Source organism: Lysobacter yangpyeongensis (genome assembly GCF_042655745.1).
Lineage (GTDB): Bacteria > Pseudomonadota > Gammaproteobacteria > Xanthomonadales > Xanthomonadaceae > Agrilutibacter > Agrilutibacter yangpyeongensis.
In genome coordinates, this window is sequence record NZ_JBHSNM010000003.1 from 116045 (window position 1) to 130153 (window position 14109).

Annotated in this window: 10 protein-coding genes and 1 riboswitch; of the genes, 6 read left to right on the forward strand and 4 right to left on the reverse strand. The window is 68.3% G+C overall.

Annotated elements, in window-relative coordinates; genetic code table 11:
• Positions 1–122: 122 nt before the first annotated feature.
• A complete protein-coding gene (gene clpB / locus ACFPN1_RS10835; RefSeq protein ID WP_386754984.1) occupies positions 123–2735 on the forward strand; it encodes an ATP-dependent chaperone ClpB in 2613 nt (870 codons plus the stop codon).
• A gap of 200 nt (positions 2736–2935) precedes the next feature.
• Here clpB and ACFPN1_RS10840 read toward each other — a convergent pair whose 3' ends face one another.
• Entirely contained in the window at positions 2936–3568 is a 633-nt protein-coding gene (locus tag ACFPN1_RS10840) for a hypothetical protein (RefSeq protein ID WP_386754985.1), read from the reverse strand.
• 106 nt (positions 3569–3674) lie between these two features.
• Positions 3675–3920: riboswitch (cobalamin riboswitch) on the forward strand.
• 117 nt (positions 3921–4037) lie between these two features.
• Between ACFPN1_RS10840 and btuB the strand changes: the two genes are divergently transcribed.
• Positions 4038–5933 carry a TonB-dependent vitamin B12 receptor gene (gene btuB / locus ACFPN1_RS10845; RefSeq protein ID WP_386754987.1) on the forward strand — a complete coding sequence of 632 codons (1896 nt, stop codon included), beginning with the start codon at positions 4038–4040 and terminating at the stop codon, positions 5931–5933.
• 45 nt (positions 5934–5978) lie between these two features.
• Here the strand turns inward: btuB and ACFPN1_RS10850 are convergent, their stop codons facing one another.
• Together ACFPN1_RS10850 and ybaL are read right to left on the reverse strand one after the other, a co-directional pair.
• A complete protein-coding gene (locus ACFPN1_RS10850) occupies positions 5979–6620 on the reverse strand; it encodes a YceH family protein (protein WP_386754988.1) in 642 nt (213 codons plus the stop codon).
• A gap of 16 nt (positions 6621–6636) precedes the next feature.
• Complete coding sequence (ybaL, locus tag ACFPN1_RS10855; RefSeq protein WP_386754989.1) at positions 6637–8316, reverse strand: YbaL family putative K(+) efflux transporter; 1680 nt, start codon at positions 8314–8316, stop codon at positions 6637–6639.
• Positions 8317–8487: 171 nt separating this feature from the next.
• On the opposite strand from ybaL, the gene ACFPN1_RS10860 reads away from it, so the two are divergent.
• Positions 8488–10344, forward strand: coding sequence for an ABC-F family ATP-binding cassette domain-containing protein (locus tag ACFPN1_RS10860; RefSeq protein ID WP_386754990.1), 1857 nt, complete (start codon positions 8488–8490; stop codon positions 10342–10344).
• Between the two features lie 110 nt (positions 10345–10454).
• Positions 10455–10772, forward strand: coding sequence for an FmdB family zinc ribbon protein (locus tag ACFPN1_RS10865; RefSeq protein WP_386754991.1), 318 nt, complete (start codon positions 10455–10457; stop codon positions 10770–10772).
• Between the two features lie 73 nt (positions 10773–10845).
• Here ACFPN1_RS10865 and ACFPN1_RS10870 read toward each other — a convergent pair whose 3' ends face one another.
• Positions 10846–11748: a DUF3011 domain-containing protein gene (locus ACFPN1_RS10870; protein WP_386754992.1), complete on the reverse strand. Its 903-nt coding sequence runs from the start codon at positions 11746–11748 to the stop codon at positions 10846–10848.
• Between the two features lie 213 nt (positions 11749–11961).
• Here ACFPN1_RS10870 and aspS point away from each other — a divergent pair, with 213 nt between their 5' ends.
• The gene (aspS, locus tag ACFPN1_RS10875) at positions 11962–13737 is read left to right on the forward strand and encodes an aspartate--tRNA ligase (RefSeq protein ID WP_386754993.1); all 1776 of its coding nucleotides are present in this window, start codon (positions 11962–11964) and stop codon (positions 13735–13737) included.
• Positions 13738–13824: 87 nt separating this feature from the next.
• On the forward strand, positions 13825–14106 hold the full coding sequence (locus ACFPN1_RS10880; RefSeq protein ID WP_386755253.1) for a DNA primase: 282 nt from the start codon (positions 13825–13827) through the stop codon (positions 14104–14106).
• Positions 14107–14109 lie beyond the last annotated feature (3 nt).

Below are 14109 nucleotides of genomic sequence, written 5' to 3' on the forward strand. Positions count from 1 at the left end.
GATGGCCAATATGTAAGCGTCAGGTGGATGGGCCGCGGATTGGTGCTTGAAAGGACGCGCGGCGACCGCATTTCCGGGACATTGCGGCCACCGGGCCGCCCCTGAGTTCCCCGAGGTTTCCCATGCGGATGGACAAGCTCACTTCGCGCTTCCAGCAGGCCCTGAGCGACGCGCAGTCGCTTGCCGTCGGTCGCGACCACAGCGTCATCGAACCCGTGCACCTGATGACCGCGCTGCTCGAGCAGCAGGGCGGCAGCACGCGCCCCCTGCTGTCCCAGGCCGGCGTCAACGTGCCCCTGCTGCGCGAGCGCCTGGGCGAAGCGCTGGAGAAGCTGCCCAAGGTCACCGGCCAGGCCGGCAACGTCAGCGTCGGCAACGACCTGGCGCGCCTGCTCAACGTCACCGACAAGTTCGCGCAGCAGCGCGGCGATGCCTTCATCGCCACCGAGCTGTTCGTGCTGGCCGCGCTCGACGACAGCGGCGACGTCGGCCGTGCGCTGAAGGCCGCCGGCGCGACGAAGCAGAAACTCGAAGCCGCGATCGAGAAGGTGCGCGGCGGCGAGACCGTTCAGTCCGAGAACGCCGAGGACCAGCGCCAGGCACTCGACAAGTACACCATCGACCTCACCGCGCGCGCCGAGAGCGGCAAGCTCGATCCGGTGATCGGTCGCGACGAGGAGATCCGCCGCACCGTGCAGGTGCTGCAGCGGCGCACGAAGAACAATCCCGTGCTGATCGGCGAGCCCGGCGTCGGCAAGACCGCGATTGTCGAGGGTCTTGCCCAGCGCATCGTCAACGGCGAGGTGCCCGAGGGCCTGCGCGGCAAGCGCGTGCTCTCGCTCGACATGGGCGCGCTGATCGCCGGCGCCAAGTTCCGCGGCGAATTCGAGGAACGGCTGAAGGCCGTGCTCAACGACCTGGCCAAGAACGAGGGCCAGGTGATCCTCTTCATCGACGAGCTGCACACCATGGTCGGCGCCGGCAAGGCCGAGGGCGCGATGGATGCCGGCAACATGCTCAAGCCCGCGCTCGCCCGCGGCGAACTGCACTGCATCGGCGCGACCACGCTCGACGAATACCGCAAGTACGTGGAGAAGGACGCCGCGCTGGAGCGTCGCTTCCAGAAGGTCTTCGTCGGCGAGCCCAGCGTCGAGGACACCATCGCCATCCTGCGCGGCCTCAAGGAGAAGTACGCCGTGCACCATGGCGTGGAGATCACCGACCCGGCGATCGTCGCCGCGGCCACGCTCTCGCATCGCTACATCGCCGACCGGCAGCTGCCCGACAAGGCCATCGACCTGATGGACGAAGCGGCCTCGCGCATCCGCATGGAGATCGATTCCAAGCCGGAGGAACTCGATCGCAAGGAGCGCCGCCTGATCCAGCTCAAGATCCAGCGCGAAGCGCTGAAGAAGGAAAAGGACGAGGCCTCCAGGCAGCGCCTGGCCGATCTCGAAACCGAGATCGCCAGGCTCGAGCGCGAATTCAACGATCTCGAGGAAGTGTGGAAGGCCGAGAAGGCCACGCTGCAGGGCGCGACGAAGATCAAGGAACAGATCGAAGCGGCCAAGCTCGAACTCGAGGCGGCGCAGCGCAAGCAGGATTTCGCGAAGATGAGCGAGATCCAGTACGGCCGCATTCCCGAGCTGGAAAAGCAGCTGCATGCTGCGCAGGAAGCGGAAACCAAGGGCTTCTCGCTGCTGCAGGACAAGGTCACCGCGGAAGAGATCGCCGAAGTGGTGTCGCGCTGGACCGGCATCCCGGTCAGCAAGATGCTCGAAGGCGAGCGCGAGAAGCTGTTGAAGATGGAGGATGCGCTGCACGCGCGCGTGGTCGGCCAGGACGAGGCGATCAAGGTCGTGTCCGATGCGGTGCGGCGTTCGCGCGCGGGCCTGAGCGATCCCAATCGTCCGTCGGGTTCGTTCCTGTTCCTCGGCCCCACCGGTGTGGGCAAGACCGAACTGAGCAAGGCGCTGGCCGAATTCCTGTTCGACAGCAGCGATGCGATGGTGCGCATCGACATGAGCGAGTTCATGGAGAAGCACGCGGTGAGCCGCCTGGTCGGCGCGCCCCCGGGCTATGTCGGTTACGAAGAGGGCGGTTACCTGACCGAGGCGGTGCGGCGCCGTCCGTACAGCGTGATCCTGCTCGACGAGGTGGAGAAGGCGCATCCGGACGTGTTCAACATCCTGCTGCAGGTGCTCGACGACGGCCGGCTGACCGACGGCCAGGGCCGCACGGTCGACTTCCGCAACACCGTGATCATCATGACGAGCAATCTCGGCTCGCAGATGATCCAGGACATGGCGGGCGACAGCGTGCTGGACGCGGATGACAAGTCATCCGCGGCCTCGGCCTACACGCAGATGAAGGCCGCGGTGATGGGCGTGGTGCAGGCGCACTTCCGACCGGAGTTCATCAACCGCCTGGACGACATCGTCGTGTTCCACCCGCTCGACAAGGCGCAGATCCGCGAGATCGCGCGCATCCAGTTGCGTGGGCTGGAGAAGCGGCTGGCGGAGCGCGGTCTGAAGCTGTCGCTGTCCGACGACGCACTCGCGCTGCTGGGCAATGTCGGCTTCGATCCGGTCTACGGCGCGCGTCCGCTCAAGCGCGCGGTGCAGCAGCAGCTGGAGAATCCGCTGGCGCAGCGGATCCTGGCCGGCGAATTCAACACGGGCGACACCGTGCAGGTCGATGCCGCGGGCGGGCAGCTGGTGTTCCGGAAAGGCTGAGCGCGCGGTCGAATCGTCCGGGGCCGAGGCGTCGATGCGCCGGACGTCGCCATCGTGGGGGCGCCCCGGGTGCGCTGCGCTTACCCGGGCTACGGACCTCGCGCGCGTGATCGCCAGCGGTATCGTTGACCCGCGTTGGAAGCGGAAACGACAACGGCCCGGAAATTCCGGGCCGCTGCGGTTCTGCGTGGACGACGCGCTTACTTGGCGACGAACTTCAGCGGCCCGTTGTACTGCGGCCAGGCGATCGAAGCGTCGGTGCGCGTGTTGATCTGCACTTCCGTCGACGTGCCGGCCTCGGAGCGGGTGGTGCCGACCAGGGTCGGCATGTACCAGGTGACGATGGCGTTGTCCTTGTAGATCACCGGCTTGATGTTGAGCGTGGTGGTCTTGCCGGGCTCGATCGTGAACGTCATGACGTTCTCGTTCACGTAGGCGCCCTTGTCGAGGATCTTCTGCACGCTGAAGCCGACGACCGCTTCCAGGCCGATGCCGGTGATGCGGTATTCGCCCGCGGGCAGTTGCAGGCTTTCGTTCTGGCCGTAGCGGGTCATGTGGTTGATGGGGAAGTCGAGGAACTGCTTGCCGACCATCGTGAACACGATCTGGTTGTCCTTGATGCCCCATTCCAGGCCGCCATTGGCGAGCTGCTTGTTCACCTTCTTGGGCAATTCCTTTTCGCTGGTGAACTGGTTGACGTCGACGACCAGCGTGCCCATGCCGGCAGGCACGGTGACGGGCGCGGCTACGGGGGCGGCGGCGTCCTGGGCGGTGGCGAGCTGGCATACGGTCAGGCAGAGCGCAGCCAATGCGCTCTTGAAAATGAGCTTCATGTCCTTGGTTTCCCCGGTATCTGTTGATTGGGCGAGGCATCGCGCCACGCGCAGCCATGATAAGTCCTCATGCCGAATCGGCATGCCGCCGCCGGTGGGGGCTGCTAGACTGCGCGCCGCCTGAGGTGACCCACGGCCGTGGCCGGCGGGTTGAAACGGGAATCCGGTGCGCCCCGCGTCTGGTCGATGCGGCGAGCAATTCCGGAGCTGCCCCCGCAACGGTAAGTGTTGGGCCAGGATGGCTCGGGATCGGCGAATGCCACTGTGCGCAAAGCACGGGAAGGCGCCGCTCCCGGACGCGAGCTAGCGTCCGCGCACGAGCCCGGAGACCGGCCACTGGCTTGACCCGACATGCGGTGGGCGATGTCGCGGGGCCACGTTTGCGCGTGGCGTCTCGCACTCCTTCCGCCTGTCTCCCGACATCACGTCCGACAACACGCGCGGGCAGGCGCGTCCCAAGGAGTTTTCCATGCAGTCCCCCGATTTCCGTTCCTTCCGCCGCTCGCCGCTGGCGGCCGGCCTTCTGTGCGCGCTCGTGGCCGGTGCATCCATGCCGGCGCTCGCTGCGGACGGCTCCGTCCAGGCCACCGACGTCGACGACGTGATCGTCACCGCCTCGCGCACCGCGCAGACGCAGGACGCCACGCTGGCGTCCGTCAGCGTCATCACCCGCGAGGAGATCGATCGCCTGCAGCCGGCATCGCTGCCGGATCTGCTGCGCGGGCAGGCGGGGCTGTCGATCAGCAACAACGGCGGCATGGGCAAGGAAAGCTCGCTGTTCCTGCGCGGCACCGAATCCGACCACACCATCGTGCTGGTCGACGGCATCAAGATCGGCTCGGCCACCGCGGGCAAGGCGGCGCTGCAGGACATTCCGGTCGACCAGATCGAGCGCATCGAGATCGTGCGCGGACCGTATTCGAGCCTGTACGGCTCCGAAGCCCTGGGCGGCGTGATCCAGATCTTCACCCGACGTCCGCGCGGCGCGTTCTCGCCGAACTTCAGCATCGCTGTCGGCAGCCATGACACCGCGCGCCTCGCCGCGGGCGTGGGCGGACGTGGCGCGAACGGCTGGTATTCGGTGAATGCTGCGCACGAGCGCACCGAGGGCATCGATTCGTGCCGCGGCGCGGGCTTCCCCGTCTTCGCCGGCTGCTTCACCGTCGAGCCAGACAAGGACGCCTATCGCAACACCTCGCTGTCGGCGCAGGGCGGGTACACCTTCAACGAGCAGTGGGAAGCCGAAGCGCGGATCCTGCGCGCCGAGGGCCGCAACGAGTACGACGGCGACTTCCAGAACCGTTCCAGCGTCGTCGAGCAGGTCGCCCACGCGCGCGTGCGCTACCGGCCGGTAAAGGCGCTCACGCTGACCTTCGACGCCGGTGCCAGCGCCGATCTCAGCGACGACTTCAAGGACGCCAATGCGGTGGGCTACTTCGACACGCATCGCCGCCAGGGCGCGCTGCAGGCGGACATCGCCACCGGTGCCGGCCTGTTCACCGTGGGATTCGACTGGATGCGCGATCGCGTCGACAGCGATGCGGGTTATCCGGTCACGCAGCGGGTCGACCGTGCCGCGTTCGGCCAGTGGCAGCAGACGTTCGGCGCGCAGTCGCTGCAGCTGAACGTGCGTCGCGACGATGACGACCAGTTCGGCGGGAAGACCACCGGCGCCGCGCTGTGGGGCTGGGATCTCACCGACACGCTGCGCTTCACCGCGAGCTACGGCACCGCGTACAAGGCGCCGAGCTTCAACGAGTTGTATTTCCCGTTCTTCGGCAATCCCGACCTCGATCCGGAAACTTCGCGCAGCGCCGAGCTGGGCCTGCGTGGCCAGCACGCGTGGGGCAGCTGGTCGGTCAACGCGTTCCAGACGCGCGTCGACGACCTGATCGGCTATGACCCGACGCCGCGACCGGGCCTGCCGTTCGGCGGCGCCGCCAACATCGACCGCGCACGCATCCGCGGCGTCGAACTCGGCGGCGAAACCACGCTGGCCGGATGGAACCTGCACGGCACGGCGACGTGGCTGGACCCGCGCGATGATGCCGGCGCCGACATCGACAACGTCCTGCCGCGTCGCGCGCGCCGTTCCGCGCGCCTCGATGCCGATCGCCGTTTCGGCGCGTTCAATGTCGGCGCCAGCGTGTCCGCGCAGGGCCCGCGCTACGACGATCCGGCCAACCTGCGCCGCATGGGCGGCTATGCCACCACCGACCTGCGCATCGGCTACGCGCTGACGCCGGCATGGACGGTGCAGGTCAACGCCGACAACGTGTTCGACAAGCGCTACGAAACGGCCGCGTTCTACAACCAGCCCGGTCGCACCTGGTTGCTCAGCGTGCGCTACCGGCCGGTGGAGTGAACCTCGCGCGCGCCGTTCCCGTCGAACGGCGCGCGATTTCCGGAATCAGGCGTCGGGATCGGCGCCATCCAGTCGGGCCAGCCTCGCCTCGAGCGCGGCGACGCGCGCTTCGAGGTCGGCGACGCGTTCGGCCAGTCCGCCGGCCGGCGCCGATGCCGGGGCCGCGGAAAGAGCGGCGGGATCCGGCGCGCCGCACAGCAGATGCGCGTAACGGTCGCCGCGCTGGCCGCTCTGGCGCGGCAGCACGGTGGCGAGGCCGCGCGCGGCGAGACGTTCGAGGGCATGCACCACGTCGTCGGCGGAATCGAATTTCGCCATACGCTCGCTGCGGACCAGCAACTCGTGCGCGGTCTGCGGGCCGCGCAGCATCAGCAGCGCGAGCACGGCGCACTGCGGCTGCGTCAGTTCCAGAACGCGTTCGACGCGGTGCGAATAGCGCTGCGCGCGCGCCGAATGCTGCGATTTCACCCAGCCCCTGGGCTCCAGCTGGCGCAGGGCCTGCGCGACTTCGTCCGCTTCCAGCTCCATGGTCGGTTCGCGTGCGGTCTTCTGGTTGCAGGCGACGACTATCGCGTTGAGCGTGAGCGGATACGCGTCCGGCGTCGTCGCTTCCTTCTCGATCAGCGAACCGAGGATGCGGGCGTCGACCGGGGTCAAGCTGGCTGCGTGCGCGGCTTCTTCAGTCATGTCCGACTCCGGCGTGTCAGGTCGTCGCGGGTGGCAGGTGGCGTCCGCCGCGGTACGGCGGCGTGGCCATCACCATCTCGGCGAAGCTGTGGGCGAGTTCGCGTTCGGCCATCACCGCGGCGTCGGCGCCGTGGTCCAGCAGGTGCTTGACCTCGGTGTCGCTGTGGCCGCGGGCGACGATGCTCAAGGTCGGATTCACCTTGCGCAGCGAGGCGATGATCTCGCCGGCTTCCAGCGCGTTGGGGATGGCCAGCAGCGCCATGTGCGCGCGTTCCGGTGCGGCTTCGCGCAGCACGTTGGCATTGACGGCGTTGCCGCGGATCGCCGGCAGGCCATCGGCGCGGGCACGTTCGATCAGGTGCGACTCGCCGTCGATCACCACCAGCGGCACGTGGTGCTCGTGCAGCACGCGCGCGAGTTCGCGGCCGACGCGGCCGTAGCCCACCAGCAGCACGTGGTCGTGGATGCCGGACGGCACGTGCACTTCCCGGTCGAGCTTCTCGCGCGTGCGGCGCTCCTCCGCGGCGTTGCGACTGTCCACCCAGGCCATGATCACCGGGTTGAAGGTGATCGACATCAGCGCGCCGGCGAGGATCAGGTCCTGTCCCACCTTCGGCAACACGTCCAGCTGCACGCCCAGGCCGGCGAGGATGAAGGAGAACTCGCCGATCTGCGAAAGCGCGATCGCGAGCAGCAGCGAGGTCGCAGCGTTCTTGCCCAGCAACCGCGCCACCGTCCAGGCGGCGATGCCGTTGCCGACCACGATGACCGCGAAGGTCGCCAGCACCTGCAGCGGGCGATCGAGCAGGATCGAGGGGTTGAACAGCATGCCGACGGAGACGAAGAACAGCACCGCGAAGGCATCGCGCAGCGGCAGGGTTTCGTTCGCGGCCTGGTGGCTGAATTCGGATTCGTTGAGCAGCAGGCCGGCGAAGAACGCGCCCAGCGCGAAGGACACGCCGAACAGTTCCGCCGAGCCGAAGGCCACCCCCAGCGCGATCGCGAGCACGCTCAGCGTGAACAGCTCGCGCGAGCCGGTGCCGGCGACGCGTTCGAGGATCCACGGCACCACGCGCCGTCCGACCAGCAGCATCACCGCGATGAAGGCGCCGACCTTGAGCAGGGTCTTGAACAGTGTCCCGAGCACGTCGACATGGCCGCCGCCGTCGCCCTTGAGCATGCCGACCATGGCCGGCAGCAGCACCAGCACGAGCACCATCACCAGGTCCTCGACGATCAGCCAGCCGACCGCGATGCGGCCACGGCCGCTCTCGAGCAGGCGGCGCTCCTCGAGCGCGCGCAGCACCACGACCGTACTGGCGACCGACAGCGCCAGGCCGAACACCAGGCCGGCGCCGTCGCTCCAGCCGAACCAGCGCGCCAGGCCCCAGCCCAGCAGCGAGACGAACACGATCTGCGTGATCGCCCCGGGCACGGCGATCGATTTCACGTCGAGCAGATCGCGCAGCGAGAAGTGCAGGCCGACGCCGAACATCAGCAGGATCACGCCGATCTCGGCCAGCTGCGGCGCGAGGGTCTGGTCGCCGACGAAGCCGGGCGTGAACGGACCGGCGAAGATGCCGGCCACCAGGTAGCCCACCAGGGGCGAGAGGCGCAGGCGCTGGGCGATAGCGCCAAAGATGAAGGCCAGGCCGAAGCCGGCGACGAGGATGGCGATGAGTGAGGTGTGGTGCATTCAGTCCGCTTGAAGTCCGCTGGGAGCGAGGGTGCCGCGGCACGGGCTTCTCCGCGCGTGGCGGGGAGAAGGTGCCCGGAAGGCGGATGAGGGACGCGCGGCGCAGCCGTGCCATGTGCCGTGAAGCCCTGACGTGCCGGCAGCCTCACCCGTCCCCGTACAATACAGCCCATGATCGCCTTCCGTGATTTCGCCCTGCGCCGGGGCGAACGCCTCCTTTTGTCCAACGTCGACCTCGCCCTGCACGCCGGCTGGCGCGTGGGCGTGATCGGGCGCAATGGCACCGGCAAGTCCTCGCTGTTCGCGGCGATCCAGGGCGAGGTGGAAGCAGATCGCGGCGACATCGACGTGCCCGCGCGCGTGCGCATCGCCAGCGTCGCGCAGGAAACGCCGGCACTGGACGATGCGGCCCTCGATTTCGTGCTGTCGGGCGATGCGGCGGTGCACGCGGTGTTGCAGGCCGAGCGCGCCGCGATGGCGCGCGAGGATTGGGAAGCCGTCGCCGAGGCACACCACAAGCTCGAAGAACTGGGCGGCTACGACGCCACTGCGCGCGCCGGCAAGCTGCTGCACGGGCTGGGCTTCACGCCCGACACGCACGAACGCGCGGTGAAGGAGTTCTCCGGCGGCTGGCGCGTGCGCCTCAACCTCGCCCGCGCGCTGATGACGCCCTCGGACCTGCTGCTGCTCGACGAACCGACCAACCACCTCGACCTCGACGCGGTGCTCTGGCTCGAACAGTGGCTGCTGAAATACCCGGGCACGCTGCTGCTGATCTCGCACGACCGCGAATTCCTGGACGGCGTGTCCACGCACACCCTGCACCTGCACGACGGCAAGGCGAAGCTCTACACCGGCGACTACACCGCGTTCGAGCGCCAGCGCGCGGAACAACTTCGTCAACAGCAGATCGCCTTCGAGAAGGAACAGGCCGAACGCGCGCACCTGCAGGGCTTCATCGACCGCTTCAAGGCCAAGGCCTCCAAGGCGAAGCAGGCGCAGAGTCGCATGAAGCGCCTGGCCAAGCTCGCCGGCACCGAAGCGGTGCGGATCGAGCGTTCGCTGCGCATCGATTTCCCCGCGCCGGCGAAACTGCCGCACGCGCTGCTGCGCCTGGTGCATGCCGACTGCGGCTACGGCGAACACAAGGTGCTGGAGCAGGTGAGCTTCATCCTCGAAGCCGGCGACCGCGTCGCGCTGCTCGGACCCAACGGCGCCGGCAAGTCGACGCTGGTGAAGACGCTGGTCGGCGAGATCCCGCTGCTCGACGGCGAACGCGGCGGCCATCCGGACCTGCGCATCGGCTACTTCGCCCAGCACACGGTGGAATCCCTGCACGAAGGCCGCAGCCCGATCGACCACCTCGGCGACATCGCCCCGGGCGTGCCGACGCAGCAGCTGCGCGACTTCCTCGGCAAGTGGAATTTCCCCGGCGACCGCGCCTTCGAATCGGTCGACGGCTTCTCCGGTGGCGAACGCGCGCGCCTGGCGCTGGCGCTGATCGCGTGGCGCCAGCCGAACGTGCTGCTGCTCGACGAACCCACCAACCACCTCGACCTCGACATGCGCGAGGCGCTGGCCGAAGCGCTCAGCGACTTCGACGGCGCGATCGTGCTGGTCTCGCACGATCGCCATCTGATCGGCCTGGTCTGCGACACCTTCTGGCGCGTGGCCGATGGTGTGGCGCAGCCGTTCGACGGCGACCTCGACGCCTACGCGGTGTGGCTGCGCACGCGCGAGGCCGGCGACGCGAAGCCGAAGGCACCGGCCAAGGCCGAGCCGGCTCCCGCCGTGGCGGCACCCGCGCCGAAGAAGAAGGCGGCCAATCCGCACAAGCTCGCCCAGGCCGAAGCCCGCGTGGCCGAGCTGGAGTCGAAGCTGCACGCGATCGACATGGATCTCGCTGATCCGGACGTCTATGCCGACGGTGGCACCAATGCGGCGGAGCTCTCGCGCCGCCGCGACGCGCTCAGCCAGGAACTGGCGACTGCCGAAGAGGCGCTGCTGGCCCTGTACGACGTCGCCTGAGCCGGGCGAGGCCCCTGCGGACTTGAGGTGCCGGCGTCCGGCCCCACATTCGGCCCGCGGGATTCCCCGCCTACAATCCGAACCCGACCTGCCGCCGTACCCGTACCGCCATGCCGATCTACGCCTTCGAGTGCGCCGCCTGCGGCCACAGCTTCGACCGCCTGCAGAAACTCTCCGATCCGGATCCGGCCAGCTGCCCCGCGTGCAACGAGGGCAGCGTCCGCCGCCAGCTCACCGCGCCGCAGTTCCGCCTCGCCGGCGGCGGCTGGTACGAAACCGACTTCAAGAAGGACGGCGACAGGAAGCGCAATCTCGCCGGCGACGGCGCGGGTGCAACGGCCGGCGAAGCCAAATCGACGGAAACCAAGGCGGACAAGCCTGTGGAGAAGAAGTCCGAGCCGGCCAAGCCCGAAGCGAAGTCCGCCTGATCCGAGCGGGAGTCGCAAAGCAACGGCGGCCCGCCTGCGCGAGCCGCCGTTCGTGTTTTCCGGGATGCCCGGATCAGTCGCCGAAGCGGGCGCGACAGCCGCCGTTGACCCAGATCCGGTTGCTGCCCGCCATGCCCCAGGTGCGGCCCTCGATGCACGATTGCGAGGACAGCTGCTGGACCATGCGCGGCCGGCCATGGCCGGGCGGCCAGTTGCAGGTCGTGTAGCGGCCGTTTTCGCTGGCGCAGGTCACGGTGTAGCCGCTGCCGCCGCCGCTCCAGTTGCCACCGCGGGCGAACTCGCCCCGGCAGCCCGCCCAGACGTTCACCCGGCCCTGGCCGCTGCTCCAGTTCTGGCCTTCGCGGCAACGGGTATCGGAGAGCTGGCGTACCAGCTGCGAGCGCCCACGCCAGGGCGTGTCGCAGTTGGCGACGCGGTTATTGGCGCTTTCGCAGCGGATCGTGCCGCCTTGGCCGGCGTCGCCCCAGCCCTGCGTGAATTCGGCGCGGCAGCCGTTCCACACGGTCACCTCGCCCTCGCGCGACTGCCAGTTGCGGCCTTCCTCGCAGCGGGTGTCGGAAAGCTGGCGGCTCAGGCGGGAAGGTCCGCTCCACGGCGTCCGGCAGGCGCGCGTGCGGTTGTCGGTGCTTTCGCAACGGATGGCCTGGCCGTTGCCGGGCCAGGGGCCGGGGCCACCGACGCCGGCCAGCGACTGCGCGATGTCGCGCTTGATGTCGCTGAAGCCCCAGTTGGAGCGGTTCACCTGGTCCAGGTAGAACCGCAGCTGGTCGTCGGCGATCTCCCGGCCGCCCGACTGCTCGCGGTATTCGAGGCGGATGACCCGGGCCTGGTCCTCGCGCGACAGGCCTCGCAGCTGTTCGGGGGCATAGGCCCGGGACGAAACCTGGGCGAGGGTCGGCGTGGAGAGGGCCAGCAGGCAGAACGCCGCCAGCAGCGACTTCAGCAAAGCCTTCATGACTTTCCCCTTGTCGTTGGTTGCGCCGGATGGTTGAACCGGCTGTCTGCAACACGCGGCGGAACGCCCGCCGCAGCGTCCGCACGATGCCAGGCCGGCAGCCAGTAATGCGCCACTGCCGTTAAAATGCCGTCTTCCCCGCCCACGGGACCGCCGCTCCTGCGGCGCCTGCTCCATGCCGTGGCCGGATCGCGCGTATTTCCCGGAGTTTCCATGCGTACCCACTTCTGCGGCCTCGTCGACGAGGCCCTGATCGGCCAGACCGTGACCCTGTGCGGCTGGGCCGATGTTGCCCGCAACCTCGGCGGCCTTTGCTTCATCGACCTTCGCGACCATGAGGGCATCGTGCAGGTCGTCGCTGAACCCGCCGCCAATGTTGCGGGCAATGCCGAAGTGCTGTCAGCCGCCGCTCACGTGGGCTACGAGGACTGCCTGCGCATCACAGGCGTCGTGCGCCGGCGCGAGTCGGTCAACGCGAAGATCCGCACCGGCCAGGTCGAAGTCGTCGCCACGCAGATCGAGCTGCTCAACAAGGCCGAGCCGCTGCCGTTCCACGCGCACGAGAACCCGGGCGAGGACATCCGCCTCAAATACCGCTACCTCGACCTGCGCACCCCGGACATGCAGCGCAAGATGCGTACCCGCATCAGGCTCGTGCAGGCGCTGCGCCGCTACCTCGACGAGCGCGGCTTCCAGGACATCGAGACCCCGATCCTGACCAAGGCGACGCCGGAAGGCGCGCGCGACTTCCTCGTGCCGGCGCGCATGCACCCGGGCGAGTTCTACGCGCTGCCGCAGTCGCCGCAGCTGTTCAAGCAGATCCTGATGATGGCGGGCTTCGACCGCTACTACCAGATCGCGCGCTGCTTCCGCGACGAGGCGTTGCGCGCCGACCGCCAGCTCGAATTCACCCAGCTCGACATGGAATTCGCGTGGGTCACCGAGCGCGACGTGCAGGACACCGTCGAGGACATGATCCGCGCGGTGTTCCGCGAAGTGATGGATGTCGAACTCGACGCGACGTTCCCGCGCATGACCTGGGCCGAAGCCATGCGCCGCTACGGTTCGGACAAGCCGGACCTGCGCATCGCGCTGGAACTCACCGACGTCGCCGAGCTGGTGAAGGGGTGCGAGTTCGCCGTGTTCACCGCGGCGGCCAACGATCCCGATGGCCGCGTGGCTGCGCTGCGCATCCCCGGCGGTGCCGCGCTGTCGCGCAAGCAGATCGACGAGTACGCCGCGCACGCCGCGAAGTTCGGCGCCAAGGGCCTCGCCTACGCGAAGATCGACGAGAACGGCGCGGTGAATTCGCCGGTCGCCAAGTTCTTCGCCGAAGACGCCTTCGCCGCGCTGCTCAGGCACGTCGGCGCCGGCAATGGCGACATCGTGTTCTTCGGTGCGGGCGCCTACAACAAGGTCAGCGACTTCATGGGCGCCGTGCGCCTGAAGGCCGGCAAGGACTTCAATCTCGTCGCCGACGGCTGGCGTCCGCTGTGGGTCACCGATTTCCCGATGTTCGAGTGGGACGACGAGGAAAAGCGCTACGTCGCCCTGCATCATCCCTTCACCGCGCCTGCCGTGGATTCGATCGAGGATCTGCGCGCGAATGCGAAGACCGCGGTGTCGCGCGGCTACGACATGGTGCTCAACGGCAACGAGATCGGCGGCGGTTCGATCCGCATCCACAATTCGCAGATGCAGTCGGCGGTGTTCGAGCTGCTCGGCATCGGCGCGGAAGAGGCGGAAGGCAAGTTCGGCTTCCTGCTCGACGCGTTGAAGTACGGCGCGCCCCCGCACGGCGGCATTGCCTTCGGCATCGACCGCATCGCCGCGCTGATGGCCGGCACCGACTCGATCCGCGACGTGATCGCCTTCCCCAAGACCACCACCGCGCAGTGCCTGATGACCGGCGCACCCTCGCCGGTGCCGGATGCGCAGCTGGCGGAAGTGCACGTGCAGGTGCGGCCGAAGGCGGAAAGCCGGGAATGATCCTGCGGGAACACGGAACGGTGGTACCGCCTCGTTCCGGGTTCCCCGCCCATGAACATCCAGAAACAGCAACGGGAATTCAAGACAATGACCGAACCCGCATTCGCCCTGCAGTGGGAAAAACTCGCCAATGAAGGCAGCGACGCCAACCTGGTGACCGAACGCGCCCGCGTGTTCGGCGGGTGGCTGGTGCGCGTCGGCACCGCGCCGGCGGCGATGACGCTGGCCTTCGTTCCGGACGGCGAAGGCCGCTGGGACGGCGAGGATTTCGGCGAGGACGACTACGAGTACGAAGAGGACGAGGAAGAGTCCGACGAGGAGGACGAGGAGTCCGACGAAGAGGACGAAGACGAAGAAGAGGACAACTGAGCG

Excerpts from the sequence above, each read along its gene's own strand:
- btuB (WP_386754987.1), top strand. The coding sequence starts at position 4,038 with ATGCAGTCCCCCGATTTCCGTTCCTTCCGCCGCTCGCCGCTGGCGGCC.
- clpB (WP_386754984.1), top strand. The coding sequence starts at position 123 with ATGCGGATGGACAAGCTCACTTCGCGCTTCCAGCAGGCCCTGAGCGAC.
- ACFPN1_RS10840 (WP_386754985.1), bottom strand. The coding sequence starts at position 3,568 with ATGAAGCTCATTTTCAAGAGCGCATTGGCTGCGCTCTGCCTGACCGTA.
- aspS (WP_386754993.1), top strand. The coding sequence starts at position 11,962 with ATGCGTACCCACTTCTGCGGCCTCGTCGACGAGGCCCTGATCGGCCAG.
- ACFPN1_RS10850 (WP_386754988.1), bottom strand. The coding sequence starts at position 6,620 with ATGACTGAAGAAGCCGCGCACGCAGCCAGCTTGACCCCGGTCGACGCC.
- ACFPN1_RS10860 (WP_386754990.1), top strand. The coding sequence starts at position 8,488 with ATGATCGCCTTCCGTGATTTCGCCCTGCGCCGGGGCGAACGCCTCCTT.
- ACFPN1_RS10870 (WP_386754992.1), bottom strand. The coding sequence starts at position 11,748 with ATGAAGGCTTTGCTGAAGTCGCTGCTGGCGGCGTTCTGCCTGCTGGCC.
- ACFPN1_RS10865 (WP_386754991.1), top strand. The coding sequence starts at position 10,455 with ATGCCGATCTACGCCTTCGAGTGCGCCGCCTGCGGCCACAGCTTCGAC.
- ybaL (WP_386754989.1), bottom strand. The coding sequence starts at position 8,316 with ATGCACCACACCTCACTCATCGCCATCCTCGTCGCCGGCTTCGGCCTG.
- ACFPN1_RS10880 (WP_386755253.1), top strand. The coding sequence starts at position 13,825 with ATGACCGAACCCGCATTCGCCCTGCAGTGGGAAAAACTCGCCAATGAA.